Origin of the sequence: uncultured Marivirga sp. (genome assembly GCF_963974845.1) — a bacterium.
In the GTDB taxonomy this organism is placed as follows: domain Bacteria; phylum Bacteroidota; class Bacteroidia; order Cytophagales; family Cyclobacteriaceae; genus Marivirga; species Marivirga harenae.
In genome coordinates, this window is sequence record NZ_CAXBEQ010000001.1 from 775,250 (window position 1) to 791,435 (window position 16,186).

The 16,186-nt window shown below is 35.4% G+C and carries 10 protein-coding genes; all 10 read left to right on the forward strand.

What is annotated here, in order from left to right; genetic code table 11:
• Positions 1–148: 148 nt before the first annotated feature.
• The 10 genes from AAC601_RS03495 to AAC601_RS03540 all read left to right on the forward strand — a co-directional run bounded on the left by AAC601_RS03495 (position 149) and on the right by AAC601_RS03540 (position 15,975).
• Complete coding sequence (locus tag AAC601_RS03495) at positions 149–7,771, forward strand: T9SS type A sorting domain-containing protein (protein WP_340152477.1); 7,623 nt, start codon at positions 149–151, stop codon at positions 7,769–7,771.
• Positions 7,772–7,895: 124 nt separating this feature from the next.
• The gene (locus tag AAC601_RS03500) at positions 7,896–9,185 is read left to right on the forward strand and encodes an N-acetylmuramoyl-L-alanine amidase (protein ID WP_340152478.1); all 1,290 of its coding nucleotides are present in this window, start codon (positions 7,896–7,898) and stop codon (positions 9,183–9,185) included.
• A gap of 78 nt (positions 9,186–9,263) precedes the next feature.
• Positions 9,264–9,896, forward strand: coding sequence for an HAD family phosphatase (locus AAC601_RS03505; RefSeq protein ID WP_340152479.1), 633 nt, complete (start codon positions 9,264–9,266; stop codon positions 9,894–9,896).
• Positions 9,893–11,023 carry a site-2 protease family protein gene (locus AAC601_RS03510; protein ID WP_303268224.1) on the forward strand — a complete coding sequence of 377 codons (1,131 nt, stop codon included), beginning with the start codon at positions 9,893–9,895 and terminating at the stop codon, positions 11,021–11,023. The genes AAC601_RS03505 and AAC601_RS03510 overlap by 4 nt, the downstream gene beginning before the upstream one ends.
• A gap of 172 nt (positions 11,024–11,195) precedes the next feature.
• Positions 11,196–11,333, forward strand: coding sequence for a hypothetical protein (locus AAC601_RS03515; protein WP_303268225.1), 138 nt, complete (start codon positions 11,196–11,198; stop codon positions 11,331–11,333).
• 3 nt (positions 11,334–11,336) lie between these two features.
• Positions 11,337–11,636, forward strand: a complete 300-nt coding sequence (locus AAC601_RS03520) for a type II toxin-antitoxin system RelE/ParE family toxin (protein WP_340152480.1) — start codon at positions 11,337–11,339, stop codon at positions 11,634–11,636.
• 87 nt (positions 11,637–11,723) lie between these two features.
• Positions 11,724–12,632: a gliding motility-associated ABC transporter ATP-binding subunit GldA gene (gldA, locus tag AAC601_RS03525; protein ID WP_340152481.1), complete on the forward strand. Its 909-nt coding sequence runs from the start codon at positions 11,724–11,726 to the stop codon at positions 12,630–12,632.
• Between the two features lie 4 nt (positions 12,633–12,636).
• Positions 12,637–13,371 carry a gliding motility-associated ABC transporter permease subunit GldF gene (gene gldF / locus AAC601_RS03530; RefSeq protein WP_340152482.1) on the forward strand — a complete coding sequence of 245 codons (735 nt, stop codon included), beginning with the start codon at positions 12,637–12,639 and terminating at the stop codon, positions 13,369–13,371.
• Positions 13,359–15,050, forward strand: coding sequence for a gliding motility-associated ABC transporter substrate-binding protein GldG (gldG, locus tag AAC601_RS03535; RefSeq protein WP_340152483.1), 1,692 nt, complete (start codon positions 13,359–13,361; stop codon positions 15,048–15,050). The genes gldF and gldG overlap by 13 nt, the downstream gene beginning before the upstream one ends.
• Positions 15,043–15,975, forward strand: coding sequence for a hypothetical protein (locus tag AAC601_RS03540; protein WP_340152484.1), 933 nt, complete (start codon positions 15,043–15,045; stop codon positions 15,973–15,975). Before gldG ends, AAC601_RS03540 begins: the two co-directional genes overlap by 8 nt.
• The last annotated feature ends 211 nt before the right edge of the window (positions 15,976–16,186 follow it).

The window sequence follows — 16,186 nt, forward strand, 5'->3', positions numbered from 1 at the left end:
TTTGTTGATATAAAGATAACGTAAATAAATAGCAATAAAAAAATAATAATTAGGATTTATACAATATTATTTTTTAATTTGTAAAGATGTAAGGTCCTTTGTAAGGACAATATGATATGTATTTAAATTTATGATATAGCTAATCAATATGAAGAATTTTTTGTCAATTTTCATCCTATTAGCACTGAGTCAATTTGATGTGTGGGGTCAATGCGGAGTAGGTGAAACTGAAGTGATTATTGAAGTAGATGGAACCGCTGGGCAATATAATGAAGAAATCTATTGGAGGCTTTACCGTCAAAATAGTAATACTATTGTTGCTGAGACCTCTGCAGGATATTTAGGGACAGGGGCATCAGAAAGTGATACTATTTGTCTTCAAGATGGAATAGCCTATCGTTTTGAGGCTTATGATACTTTTGGTGATGGTTGGAATGATGCTGCCTATAGTATTTTAAATATTGATGGTTTCGTTTTAAATAATGGAATTCCCAATAATGGAACTGAATCAAGTGGTAGTGATGATTTGGAAGATACATTTTCTTTCGAAGTAGGAAGCAGGCCTGGGGATGATTGTAGTTTGCCTAAAACTATATCTGTTGATGACTCTATTAGAGTAAGTACGGAGCAGTATGCCAATAATTACGAATTAGACCCTTTATTTGATTCTGGGAATGAAGCAATTTTCACTTTTAGTCCGCTAATTACCGAAGAGTACGCTATTACTTTTTCTGAAATTGCATCTTTAGACCGTGGTTCACTACAATTATTTGATAATTGCTATGATAATACCCCAACTCGCTTAGCCTTCGATACCACTGGAGTTTCGAATAACTTATTGGAGATTTACGAAACACTCAATGCTGGAAACACTTACTATATCGTCATCTCAAATAATGGTACTGATACAGGGATAGACTTTATTGATGGAGATTTAAATATTTCTTACTCAGGATCTCCCATTAATGTCACTTGTGCTAATGCATATAGCTTAGTTATTGATGGAGATTCCATTTACAGTAGAACACAAAGCAACAGTCCTGCACAAAATCCTGTTGTCAATGTTCTTACCAATTACGGTGAAAGCATTAATTCCTATGGAGATAGTCTTTTTTATGAATTCTCCTTAGCCGTTCAAGAAGATGTTATTGTTGAAGTGGGAGACTATGATCCATATAATCCTCTTTTTGTTGAACTGGAAAGAAGAGAGGATTGCGTAGGAGAAGCAGAATCTACTTTTACAAGAGTAGCACTTGAGGATGTTGAGAAAAATTTTAGCTTTTCTAATTTGCAAAGTGGGGATTATCGCTTAAAAGTTTTCCCACCAGCATTTATTGAGGACGAATTTTTTGTCCGTATAAAATCAGGTGCAAGTATAACTGCCGCTTCAAACCAGGAATGTTCCAATGCAATAAATTTGAATGTATTTGGATACGAAGAAAGCACTGGGTCTTCTTCTATAACACCAATTTCTTATTTCAATAGTACTAATTCCGGAATTGGATCACCTTGTGGTCAGGATTCAATTTACAGTGTAGGAACCGGAGATTTATGGGTTAAAGCTCAAGTACCTAACTCTGGAGATCTCGTTATACAGACTTTTGGGGAATTATATGATGTTTTATCTTCTCCTGATCAAGCACTAGAGTCACGGTTCTCTGTGTACACTGGTTCATGCGGGAGCTTTAATGAATTTTACTGTAGTAGTAACTTTGAAGCACATCAACAAGATACTATTAAAGGATTACCAATAGGAGAGGAGGTTTTTATTCGACTGTGGGATCGAAATGGTGATAATTCTGGCTTAATGAATATTCGTTTGATAGAACCTGAGCCTTTACCAGTTCCTGAAACCTCAATACAACACTTTCCCGATTCACTGCATGTTTCTTTTACAAATTTAGCTGGTGATGATGAATTTTTTTATGAAGTATTAATTTCAGAAGATAGTTTTAATACCTTTTTACCTGGGTTTAATCCTGCCAACATAAGTTCTTATACTGGTGACTTTGGTGTTCAGGGGTTACAGCCAGCCACCACTTATTATTTCCAGATTTTCAGTAAAAATGGAGCTCTGTCCAATAGCGATACCACTGTTTTTGAGGTTGAGACGGCCCCATATTTCATTAATACTATTGCAAATGGTAATTGGTCTGATCCTGCAATCTGGTCTAGCGGAACCGTCCCGCCTTTAGATTCTGCCGTCAATATTTACCATCGAGTTTCAATTAATGAATCAGAGGATTTTGAGATCAATGAAGTCAATATTGTTGGTGGAATTGAAGTAGAACCTAATGTTGGAATCTGGATAACAAACGGTGGACTTAATATCAGGAATAATGTGCAAGTAGGGCACTTATCAGGGATTCAAACCGACTCTGTAGGTATTTTTATGCAAAGTGATTTGACAAAATCAGCCACTTTAGATGTAGGAGATAATCTGGTGTTTGAGCAAGATGATAATGCAAACGGGGAGCAAATTCTCTTTCATGCTATTAATAATGGTGATTCTCTTAGAATTACAGTGGGTGAGGAGTTCTCATTCCGACATTCTGCTAGTGACAGCACACAACTTTATGATATACCTAACATTGATTTTCAGTCTGTTGATTTTACAGTAGGAGGAAATTTGTTTTTATTCAATGATAATTTTAATAGTCCTCAACCTTTCAATGCTGTATTTAACAATTCTAGAATTATCGCGGATGTTTTTGAATTAAATGCTCTAGAAAATACAGACGGTCAATTTCAAGTGAATTTTACAGGGTATACTGATGTGGATATAAAATTTTATTTCAAAAGGTCAGGTAATGGTGGTAAAATTAAATTTTCCGATCAGTCAACACTTAGATATGATGGCTCAGGTTATCAGGAAATAACTGGTTTTGGTGATTTACAAGATTCCATAATCTATAATAATGTAGTAGTGGATATTGCTGAGGATCCAAGTTCTGACAGGAAAATACCAGAATTGGTACTTTTGAAGTCTTACGGAGAATTAGTTTCTAAAGTGATGATCGAAGGTCAATTAACATTGAATCAGGGAATATTGGTTGCCGACTACGATATCTTCAGTGCTGGATTTGAGGAGGTGGTTTTTGGTCAGGATGCAGCGGTTGTTGGAGCAAAAGAAGTCTCTTACATCAATGGTGTAGTTAGTAAAAGAGGGAATACCCCTTTTATTTTTCCCGTGGGGCATGATGATGGTCCTCGTCAAATTAGTGTTTTAGATAATAATGAATTTCAAACGTCTGATTTGATCCGGGTTAATCCTTTAGATAATTTTTGTGGATTAACGGATTCACTACTTATCAAGTCCGCATTGATTAGAGATCGTACTAAAGAGTATTGGGAGGTAACTGCATTGTTATCAGATAATAATGTAGCTGCTACTTTTGAACCAATTGTTTCCGATAAGGTGGCAGAGGGTATCACCGATTTCACAAGTTTGGAATTGATTGATTTTTTTGACGGATCATCTTTAGGGAATGGATTTAACACTGACACATCTTTCCAGTCCGCCTTGGAGTACGATTTTTCAGTTGCTGATACCGCACGATTAGGCTTGTCCTCTAATTTGGAAAGTGAAAACCCTTTTTATTATCAAAGAAAAATCTTAAGTCTAAATGAATCTTTTGCATCAGCGGGAGAAAATATCACATTGAATTTGTCGGGGCCATTCGCTTCCCCAGCAGACCAAGTAGTTATCGGTGGAAAAATTGCAAATGTAGTGAGCAATACTGATAATTCTTTAACGGTCAGAGTTCCTGATGGCGCTAGATCTGGAAACATAGAAGTTGTATATAATGGTGATCAAATATTATATGGATCTGATCAATTTACTGTTAGTTATGATAATACTATTGGGTTAGAAGCCAGCAATTATGAAAATAAAACCATACTGGACAGCATTAATGGGACGGTATTATTGGGTCAGAGTAAAATGGAGCTAGGACAAATTAACAATGACAGCGATTTTGATGCTATGATTGTTAGCTCCAATTATGAGGCCGTGACTGTAATTAGTAGTTTATCAGGAGCAACGACTTCGCATGAATTCTTTCTTAATTCAGAAGGGGTGACTTTAAACCCCACTGACTTTAAGCTTCAAATTTCAAATATTGGTGGAACCTTAGGTGTAGATGCTCTTTTTGATGTAGAATATAATGGCGTTGAGGGGATTATATATTTTAAGAATGATGGGAACGGTAATTTTACTCCTGTTGGCGATGGTAATTTCGATGATCAGAGCATTTATAATGATTATTTGCTTGTCGATTCTGATTTTGACGGGATTACTGATGCACTATTTAGTGTTTTTGATTTAAGTTCTTCGTCAAGCATACTCAGTGGTGAGGGTGGAGGATTCTCAGATTGTAGTCCATATGCAAAAACGATCTTACCCTTTATTGAACCAAATAACAGAGAATTTAACCAGATTTTAAAAGGTAATTATCTCGACAATGGAAATGCAGATATTAGTTATTTAAACGCCAATGAGAGTTTAATTGGACTTATTGACCTTTTCAATCATGATACTACCATTTATACTAGTAATCCAAGATCATCGGACCAGATTTTTGAAATCAAGAATATATCATTATTGAATAACGGATTTGATCAAATAGTGGCTTCAAATCAAAATACTGACGAAATAGAAATATTCACGTTTAACAACGGTACAGAAACATTTGATATTACCACAATTCCATTAGGATTTACACCTGCTAAATTGGTGGTTGAAGATTTAAATGGTGATGGTTTCCAAGATTTAATTGTTTCTGATCAAAATTCTCCGTCCTTAAACTTTTTATTAAATGATGGTGCTGGTCAATTAACTGTAGAGCTAACTGTTTCTTACGATGGTGGAATTATTGCAGATTTTGATATATTGGACCTAAATAATGATGGTTTTAAGGATTTCTTGATTCTACAAGAAGGGGGTGAGCTTTCTATTTCCTATTTTGAAGTGCCAGCAGTTGCAGGGCCTCCGATTATTTCTGCTACCAACATTACGAACTCTGGATTCAATTTGGAATGGGATTCAGTTGCGAATGCTAGCGAATATGAGATATTCATTTCGATGGAAAATGATACTGTTCCTTCGCATTCATCAGATAGCACTTTTCTAATATCGGATACGTCTTTAACTTTTTCTGCACCAGAGCCTTTTCAAACTTATTATGTGTTCGGGCGGTCAATTAATTTAGCTGGAGATTCTTCATTCTACAGTAATTCTGTGGAAGTGCAGTTACTTCCGATTGAAATCCCGACTCCCGTTTCCTCAAACCCAACATCAAATCTATTTGATTTAACTTGGCCAATTGTACCAGGTGCAGATGAATATCAAGTGTATATCGGAATAAATAATGATACAAGTTCGATAGCTCAAAATGATTCTTTATTTGTGGTGCCTTCGGATAGCATTACTTTTCATGCTCCCGAATACTCAGAACTTTATTATTTTTACGTTCGTGCCATTTCGAATACGGGTGATACAAGTGCCTTCAGTATTCAGGATAGCATAAAGTTACCAGTTTCAACATATTTAGAGCAGGATTCTTTGGCAATGCTGGCATTTTATGAAAGTACTAATGGTGAAAATTGGAACAATGCACAAAACTGGACTACTGGAAAGCTCAACACTTGGGAAGGTTTGAGTATGATTCAAGATTCCCTTTTCTCAATTAATCTTCCTGGAAATCAAATGGAAGGTGTGTTACCCAATGAGTTAGGCAATTTGAATTTTGTGAATGAAATCAATCTTTCACAAAACCATATAACGGATATCACCGCTTTGGAAGCATTAGTTGGGTCTTTGAATAATTTGGATGTCAGTGGAAATGAACTAAGTTTTGATCAACTAGAAACTTTTGTCACCGTCCTAAATTTTGCATATGAAAATCAGAATTTCGCGTATAATCTTCCACCAGAATTTTTTGATTTCCTTGGAGCAAATATGTCAATTGAAATTGAAGCACCTGCTTCCTCCAACACTTTTCAGTGGTATAAAGATTCTGTTCAGATTGCAGGGGAAACGAATTCTACTTTGGTTTTAAATGATGTACAGAGGTTAGATGAAGGGATCTATTATGTTGAGGTAAATAACGATTTATTGGGTGAATTAAGCTTGTCTTCTGCACCCACAGAGTTAAAAGTTTCCACGTTGGAGCGTGATGTAGAAGCTCTACGGGTCTTTTATGATTCTACTAATGGTGAGGGCTGGACTTCCATTGATTGGGATACTGCTGCTGCGGATCCAACTACTTGGTCAGACAATGGTCAGGATATTATTGTTGAGGATAATAGAGTAGTGGAAATTAATTTACCGGAGAATAATTTAACAGGCTCTGTTCCTGATGCGATAAATGATATTTTAGGTTTACGTACTTTGAATATATCAGGTAATGCTCTTGAAAGCTTAGCAGATTTAACAAGTCTTCCCAATTTGGAGTTAATAGATGTGACTAATAATTCACTTGATTACTCGGATCTAGAACCGAATATTACAATTGATGGTATTTCGTTTGCTAATCAAGCCAAATTTGGAAATGAAGCAGACCAAAAGCTACCGCAAGGAGCAGAGCTTTCCATAAGTTACTCAGTAGGAGGGACAAACAATACTTACCAATGGTTTAGAAATGGTGTAGGAATTAATATATCTGATTCTAGTTCCATTTCAATCGATTCCCTGACATATAGCGCGATGGGTGAATATGTTTTGGAAGTCCGGAATGACTTGATTAATTCCATTGATCCCGAATTCAAATTAGTTTCAAACCCTGTACAGGTAATTGCAACAGCTAATATTAGTGGTCAGATTTCAGATGCTAATAAATTTCCGACTGAAGCGGGTCAAGTCTACTTATTTGAATATCAAGAAGGGGCTGAATATGACAGTGTAAGATTGGGTAATGGCGATTTCTTTGTGAATGCGGATGTTGGAGGAGTTTTTGAAATGCAAGATGTGGAACTAGGTGATTATGTTTTATATGTGGACAATGATGATCAGGAATACCCAGATTTATTAAATACGTATTTCACAAATACTATCGATTGGGAATTTGCCAACATTATTTATCATAGAAGCAATATTGAGGGATTGGAAGTTACTATGGAAGGAGAACCTGAACCTCTTAACGGAACGTCAAATTTTAGCGGGTTTTTAGAGGAGGAGTTTGAAGATGGAGAACGGAAATTACCAAGAAGAAGGGTAAGTGGAGTTGGTGTCAGTGTTAGAGTGGTAACGGGTTCAAGTAGAGATTTGTCATTTAGAAGCATACTAGAAAATGGACAGCTCGTGGCTTATCTTGAAACGGATGAAAATGGAGAGTTTGTAATTCCGAATCTTCCTGCAGGAAGGTATTCAGTTAAATTTGATATTCCAGGGGTTCCTATGAACGAGGAATCTGATATAATCTTTGATTTGACAGGGGAAAACAAGGAATCTTTAGAGATTTCCGCTATTTCTGATAATGGTAAAATTACAGTTAGTAGAGTAAGTTATACCGCAAATCAATCATCTTTTGAAAAAAGTGTAGTTATCTATCCAAATCCTTCAAATGGTATTTTTAGAATAAAGGGTGTTGATGAAATTTCAACGATTAAAATTATAGGTCCAGATGGAAGACTAATTGAAGAAATATCTGATTTTGGTCATTTATATAATGAATTAGAAATTGATTTAAGCAAATTCCCAGATGGGATGTATTTTATGCAGATTGAGTGGGGAGATGGTTTAAGGAGTATGAATAAAATGATAAAAGAGTAGCGATTATATAAATTTTCGTTCTTAAATAGGTTTGCTGATCAAAGCAAACCTATTTTTTTTGTATTCATATCCAATATTTCAACAGTTACGTAAGTTATACTAATGTCTAATCTGATATGATCATATGCGTTTAATTTTTATTCTATTTATAGCTACTCTAAGTTTCCAATTAACAGCTCAAAACGAAAAAATTCATACTTCTTTTGCTTTGGACTTGGGGAATAGTCAGCGCTTAAGACAAACTAGTAACTTTAAATTTACTTCCATAGCATTGAAGTCAACTCAAGCCATTGACTTCAGGACCATTGGTTTTGTCAATAATTCTGATACTATTTTATTCAATAATAGTCTTCATTCTGATGAAAGAACAAATTATTTTTATTCAAGTCTAATTCATTTTGATCGAGAAGTAGGTGAAATAGCTATATATTCACAAAGAGTGTTAAACGACCTTGAAGTGGTCCTCATCAATGGCAGCGGAGAATATGCTGACTTTTCACAAAGAAAATCAATTTCAATTCAAAATAATGATTGTGAATTGAATGGCGTTATTCAGCAATCGGAATGGCGAGCTGGACTACCTGAGCCCGCTTATAACAGAAGTTTCACAAGCACTGAAAATATGATTGTCCACCATTCTGCTGGGTCTAATAATATTACAGATTATACCCAAGCCGTCAGAGATATCTATATATTTCATACCGAAGAAAATGGCTGGTCGGATATTGGATATAATTATTTAGTAGCTCCTGATGGCGTAATTTATGCAGGAAGGGATCCTGCTAATGGCGAGCAAGATAAAGTAATTGGAGCTCATTTCTGTGGATCCAATTCGAATACGATGGGTATTTGCCTTTTAGGAAACTATGAAATCACTGAACCTAAGTCCCAAATGTTAGAAAGCTTATCAACCATTTTGAGTTGGAAAGCCTTTAAAGATGATTTAGAACCCTTGGGAAATACTGCCCATGCTTTAAATGCAAATCTTGGGGTAATTGCAGGTCATCAGGATGGATGCAATACTTTGTGTCCAGGTGAAAACGTATATAAGAGATTAGGAGAGATTCGTAAGGGTGTGGATGAACAATTGGTGATTTGCTCCGGGGGAAGTGAAGAAGAGGAGGAACCAGTAGTAGTTATTGAAATTGATTCTATTCCAAGTGAGAAAATCCATCCAAACCCAATAAGAAATGATTTCACCTTTAGTTTAGATTTATCCGAAAAGCGTAAGGACGAGCTTCAGTACATTCGCATATTTAGTCAAGAAGGAAAATTATTGCAATGGGAAAATCTATATTTCAGGGAGAATAGTTTAGAAGTGAAACTTCCCAGCACTTTGAGACCGGGAATATATTTCTTGCAAACTAGCTATAAAAATGGTGAAGAAAATTCAGAGCGATTCTTAATCCAATAGAGTTCGATTCATGTTTTCAATATATTTTGATTTAGATTGCCTTTCAACCATATTTGCATCTAATTAACCAAAAGGCTTTTGCACAAAATTAAGACCATCATATTTGACTTAGGCGGAGTCATTATTAACCTCTACGTTGAGAAAACGATTTCAGCTTTTTCAAATTTATCAGGCTTATCTGAAAAGGAAGTGGAAAGAGCTTATCTGTCTGCAGAGATTTTCAGAAGGTATGAAAAAGGATTAATTGCAGATGCTGAATTTCTTCAAAGTTTAAGAGATGAATTCAGCTTAACTGCTTCTGATGATGATATTGTAATAGCCTGGAATGCTATGCTAGGGGAGATTCCTGCAGACAGAATTGAAAGCATTAAAAGCCTACTACAAAATTATAAATGCATTGTTTTAAGTAACACTAATGCTATTCATGAGCAGGCATTTCATAAAATTCTATCCAATTCATATCAATATCATCATTTAAATGAACTGTTTCATGAAGTGTATTTTTCTCATGAATTAAATCAAAGAAAACCAGACCTTGAAATCTATGAAAATGTTTTGAAGCAAACAGAAACAGAAGCTAATCAAGTGCTGTTTATGGATGATGGTCAAGCTAATTTGGATTCGGCTACCAGCTTAGGTATTCACACTCTCCATATTCCGAGGAATGGAGGCTTCATTGATTTGTTAGAAAGTAAATTGTCTGCAATATGATTGAGAAAAATACACGCTATTATACAAAGAAGATTTTACTCTTTGTTATAACATTCATAACAACTACCCTTGCAGGTTCGGAATGGATTACCAATCGTATTCTTTTCTATTCTCCCGATTATTCATGGGCTGATTTTTTTGCAGGGATGCACTATTCCATCCCATTCCTTTTCATTCTGACTGTGCATGAATTTGGCCATTTCTTTACTGCCAAATACCATAAAGTGGAGGTCACTTTGCCCAATTATATTCCAGGGTGGTTAGGATTCTTGGGGACAGTTTCTTTTGGTACATTTGGAGCATTGATTCAAATTGTAGGTCCGATAAAATCAAGAAAACAGTTTTTTGATATAGGCATTGCTGGGCCTATAGCTGGTTTTGTGGTGGCATTGGGTGTGTTATTTTATGGCTTCACCAATTTGCCAGAGCCAGAGTATATTTTTGAAATTCATCCAGAATACGAACAATACGGATTGGAATATGCCGATCATGTCTATGATAACGGGGAAGAAATGATGGGGATTAGTTTAGGAAATAATCTTTTGTTCAGCTGGTTTGAAAATAATGTGGCAGATCCTGAGCGATTGCCAAATCATAGGGAAATCATTCACTATCCTTACTTATTTGCTGGTTTTTTAGCTTTATTTTTTACTGCTTTAAACTTAATTCCTATTGGCCAATTGGATGGTGGACATGTGATTTATGGTCTTTTTGGAGCTAAGAATCATAATATTATAGCTTTCACTCTTTATATGATTTTCACTTTTGTAGCAGGCTTAGGATTGATTACTGCAGGAATTGATTTAGGTGATTTTGCTTTATACAGCGTTTTATATGTTGGCTTTTTGTATTTTTCATTCAAAGGCTTAGGCTTCCAGCAATCCACTACATTAATGTTAGCTGTGGGCATGTTTGTTGCACAATATCTTACTACCTATTTATTCCCTTCAGTGACAGGCTTTTCTGGCTATTTACTTTTTGTATTCCTATTAGGAAGACTGATTGGTGTGAAGCATCCTGTTGCTCCAGATGATAGACCGTTAAGCACTGGTAGAAAAGTGTTGGGCTGGATTTGCTTGATCATTTTTATAATCTGCTTTAGTTTTGAGCCTTTGGTTTTGGAGTAGATGAGACTATAATCTGGCGATTTATTGTTATATTTATCATGATATTAAAAAATAATTTAATGGGTATGGTAAAGGAAAGAGAGCGTTTAATTGAACAGCTATCTAGGACTGATGACATTTATATAATTCAAAAAGTAAAAGAAGTACTTAATGCTTCAAAAATAAAAACGATGTGGTAGGCTATAGTCCAGATGGAAATAAAATTTCCAAATTAGATTTATTGGAAAGAGCTGAAATTTCAAATCAAGCTATTAAAGAGGGTAAAACTAAACCTATTGAACAAATCCGTGAGGATATGAACAAATGGTGATTGATGGAGGTAGTGATTACTGAGCCTGCAGAAAAGAGCCTAAAAAATATTTATTGCCGATTTGAAGCAGATATTGCCATAAAATTCACAAATAAAATATTGGATAGAGCTGATACTTTACAGACTTTTAGCAACAGAGGAAGGTTAGTAGATGAACTTCAATCCCTTCAGCAGGAGCACCGATATATCATAGAAAGGAATTACAAAATTATTGCAAAACAGAAAAATGCTAAAGTTTATGTAACTGATGTGTTTGATATGAACAATGATCCAGGAAAAATTAAAATCAACCATCAATCTTAGTGTGCTTCCTTTCTTATGTGTTTGAATTTTTCATAATTAAAATACTATTTTTGCGTTCAACGAACATAACTAACCATAAAATTCTGAATGTCCATTCTCGTTACGGGTCTTATTAAAAAATTTGGAGCTCAAACTGCTGTAAATGATGTTTCCTTTGAAATCAAAAAGGGAAATATTGTGGGATTCTTGGGGCCCAATGGTGCTGGGAAATCCACCACCATGAAAATGATCACAGGAACTTTACCTGCTGATTCAGGAATTGTGGAAGTGGATGAAATTGATGTAGCTAAGCAGCCCTTAGAATTAAAAAAGCATATTGGATATCTTCCTGAACACAATCCCCTTTATTTAGATATGTATGTGCACGAATTTTTAAGATTTTGTGGAGGAATTTATGGTCTGTCTGGTAAATCGTTAAAAAATAGAGTACGGGATTTAGTTGAGCTTTGTGGATTGCAAAAAGAACAAAACAAACAAATCGCAGCCTTGTCAAAAGGATACAGACAAAGAGTAGGATTAGCTCAAGCTTTGGTACATGACCCTTCTGTTTTGATTCTGGATGAACCGACCACGGGCTTAGACCCGAATCAGATTATTGAAATTAGGAACTTGATATTATCAATTAGTCAAGATAAAACGGTTTTGTTGAGTACGCATATCATGCAAGAAGTGCAAGCACTTTGCAATAGAGCTATCATCATCAAAGAGGGAAAGCTGGTGGCTGATCAATTAGTGAGCGAATTAACAAATGAAAAGGAGAAGTTTACTATAAGAATTGAATTAGAAAGTAAGGCTGATTTATCTTACTGGACTACTCAAGAAGAAGTGATCATTGTAAAACTTGTAACAGAAACTGAATATTTATTGGAAACCACCAAAGATCTTCGCAAGAATATTCTGAGCTGGGCTACGCAAAATGATGTCGATTTAGTAGGGATTTCTTTAGAAAAAGGGAATATGGAAGAAGTCTTTCACAAACTGACCCAAAATAGCTGAGCGTATGTGGAGTATTTTTAGCAAAGAAATCAATAGCTTTTTAAATTCCCTCATTGCTTATCTGGTGATGAGTGTTTTTTTGGTCAGCATGGGTTTGCTGGTTTGGGTTTTCCCCGATACTGCCATCTTTGAATATGGTTATGCCGATATGGGCATCTTTTTCAATTTGGCGCCTTATGTTTTGATGTTCCTTATTCCAGCCATTACTATGAAAGCTTTGGCTGAAGAATCGAAAAGCGGGACTTTTGAATTGCTAATGACTAAACCCATCACGGAACTAAAATTGTTATTGGGTAAATATATAGCAGGCTTAGTGCTTGTGGTGATTTCATTGATACCCACTTTGGTGTATTATTTCTCTTTATCCTATTTAAGTAATCCCGTTGGAAATATCGACTCAGCGGGTATCGTGGGTGCTTACATTGGTTTATTATTTTTAGCATCAGCTTATACCGGAATTGGGATTTTTGCTTCTTCTTTATCGGAAAATCAAATCGTGGCGTTTATCATTGCCGTTTTCATTAGTTTTATTGCATTTATAGGCTTTTCATCTGTAGCGGATTTATCAGTTTTTGCTAATTCAGCTTTGCAAATTGAAAAAATAGGTATGTTGTCGCATTATGATGCATTAGGCAAAGGCGTAATTGATTTTCGTGATGTGATCTATTTTGTATCCATTACAGCATTGTTTTTAGGGGCTACTTTGTGGGTTTTAAAATTGAGAAAATGGAATTCCTAAAGCATAAATCAACAGAATATACGCTAAAATTTTTGATCATTATTACTTTGGTGATATTGGTAAACTTGGCTGTACGTCATCAGATTTTTCGTTATGATATGACGGAAGAAAAGCGTTATTCCATGAATGAGGCAACGATCAGTATGTTGCAAAATTTAAAAGAGCCTGTTTATGTGGAGGTCTATTTGGCGGGTGATATCAATGCGGAATTCACACGTTTGCAAACAGCTGTAAAACAGACGTTGGAGCAATTCAAAACTTACGCTTACGGAAATTTACAGTACAGTTTCGTCAATCCTGATGAGGCCAGCACAGCCAATTCAAGAAATGAATTTTATCGCTATTTAGTGGATAAAGGGATTCAGCCTACCACAGTTTATGATAATGAGGAAGGTAGGAAATCGCAGAAATTGATATTCCCCGGTGCAGAAATTACTTATGGTGGAAGAAGTTTACCTGTTATCCTATTGAATGGAAATAATGCATCAGGTGCTGGTCAAGCGATTACCCAATCCATAGAAAATTTAGAATTTGAGTTAGCTTCTACTATCAAAAGTCTGTCGAATTCTGAAAGAAAAAGTGTGGCATTATATCAAGGGAAGGGCTCACCTTCAATGGAGGTTTTAAATGGGTTGAACGAAGTAGTGAGTACAAAATATGATTTTATTCCAGTCGGGAATACTGCAAGATTATCAAATTTTGATGCCGTAATTTTTGTCAAACCATCAGAAGACTTTAGTAATTCAGAGTTATATGACATCGACCAATACATTATGAATGGCGGGAAAGGCTTGTTTTTTATGGATGGCTTGATGATGGATATAGATTCTATTAAGGATTATGGCGCTATGGCTCTACCCATTGAAACGGGATTGGATGATTTATTATTCAAATATGGGGTGAGAGTGAATAATGATATTTTACAGGATGTCAATAGCGGGAATTTTCCAATTGTAACAGGGAATTTAGGACAAGATCCGCAGATTCAGTTATTACCATGGCCTTATTATATCATTTTAAATAAATATGCTGAACACCCGATTGTACGCAATTTGAATGCAGTCTACGGAAAATTTGTAAGTTCAATCGATACCGTAGCTTCAACTGGCATTCAAAAAACACCCTTGCTTTTTACTTCTGATTACACGAGAAAGTTAAAAGGTCCCCTTCATATCAGTTTTGAAAATTTAAAAGAAGATATGAAACCGGAAAATTTCAATTTGAAGAATGTTCCAGTTGCTTATTTATTGGAAGGAGAATTCACTTCTGCTTATCAAAATCGGTTACCACCTGAAGGCAAAAATGAATCTGCCAGAAAAAGTATAAGTGTTGAGAATTCAATTATAGTGGCTTCTGATGGTGATTTGTTATTGAGTGAAATCAATAAACGGAACGGACAAGCCTTTCCTTTGGGGGTTGATCCTTATGCTAAACATCCATCAAATTTCGCTAATGACCAGTTAATTCTCAATATGTTAAATTATTTATTGGATGAGGATGGTTTGATTATTTCCAGAAATAAAGAATTGAAGATTAGACCTTTGGATAAGGTTAAAGTGGCTGAAGACAAAGTTTGGCTACAATTCATTAACGTGGCACTTCCAATCCTTTTGATAGTGGTGTTCGGTGTTTTAAGATATTATTGGAGGAAGAGAAAATATGCAAAGTTCAATGGCTAAGCTTCAATTAAGGAAAAATATTGCCTTATTATCTGTGTGGCTAGGCTTAGTGGTTTTGTCTGTTTTAGCCTACAGTTACAATCCCTATGAGAGAAAATCCACTTCTTTTGATAAGGATTTGTTTGCTGTTGATAATGCTAATCAATCCATTTCCAGAATAGAATTGAGTACAGTGAATTTCAAAAACACTTTGGAAAGGAATAGCAATTCATGGACAGTCAATGAAAAGTATTTATTGGATGCCTCCATGCAACAGGTGTTTTTTAAATTGTTGGAGCAAGTCAGTGTACAAAGGCCGATTAATAGTGAGAACTCAGGCAAAATCAAGCAAAATGTTTTGGATTCAGGGGTTCAGGTTAATATCTATGGAAATGAAAGGGTTCTGAAATCTTATACTGTAGGAGGAGATTTCCAAGCGATGCGAAGCTATTTTGTACATGGGGAGGAAGTTTATCTTATGCAATTACCGGGATACCAAAGCTATGTAGCTGGAATTTATGAAGTGCCAGAAAATGACTGGCGCGATCGTGTGATTTTTGACGGTATTTGGCAGGATATGGTCAGTTTGAAAATTAACAGACAGAAAAAAGAAGCAATAGAATTCAAATATCAAGATAGATTATTACGCATACAAAATCAACAAGCCGATACTGCTGAAGTGATGAATTTCGTAGAGCGATTTAATTACTTTTTTGTGGATCAATTCCTACCCAAAGACCACATCGCTTTAGAACGAAAAGAAAGTTTCGATAATGCCGGTACTATAGAAATTGAAGGCTTGGATAAAGACAAAAGTTTGAAACTTGAACTTTTTAAAAATCCTGAATTCAATGCCTATTTGGTTCATATCAATGGTAAAGAATGGGCGGCAATTCGAAATGAGCGAATGGAGAAGATTTGGATAGAGTTGGAGAAGTTGTTGTGAATTAGGAAAAACTGAAAAAAGATAATATGCAATTGACAAACTGCTAACTTCAAACTTCCCGCTACCGACTTTTCCCTACCATTTAAGAATTTTTTATTGCTTAATGCACTATAAAGTATAGATTTGCAAATTAATTTTTAACTTTGTTGGTAATACAAAATCAAGAAGTTTATAGCTAAGCTTTTGGAAGATTTTAAAAGCGAGCCCTAAA

Coding starts and splice junctions, on each gene's coding strand:
- AAC601_RS03495 (WP_340152477.1), top strand. CDS start 149: ATGAAGAATTTTTTGTCAATTTTCATCCTATTAGCACTGAGTCAATTT.
- AAC601_RS03500 (WP_340152478.1), top strand. CDS start 7,896: ATGCGTTTAATTTTTATTCTATTTATAGCTACTCTAAGTTTCCAATTA.
- AAC601_RS03510 (WP_303268224.1), top strand. CDS start 9,893: ATGATTGAGAAAAATACACGCTATTATACAAAGAAGATTTTACTCTTT.
- AAC601_RS03520 (WP_340152480.1), top strand. CDS start 11,337: ATGGAGGTAGTGATTACTGAGCCTGCAGAAAAGAGCCTAAAAAATATT.
- gldA (WP_340152481.1), top strand. CDS start 11,724: ATGTCCATTCTCGTTACGGGTCTTATTAAAAAATTTGGAGCTCAAACT.
- gldF (WP_340152482.1), top strand. CDS start 12,637: ATGTGGAGTATTTTTAGCAAAGAAATCAATAGCTTTTTAAATTCCCTC.
- gldG (WP_340152483.1), top strand. CDS start 13,359: ATGGAATTCCTAAAGCATAAATCAACAGAATATACGCTAAAATTTTTG.
- AAC601_RS03540 (WP_340152484.1), top strand. CDS start 15,043: ATGGCTAAGCTTCAATTAAGGAAAAATATTGCCTTATTATCTGTGTGG.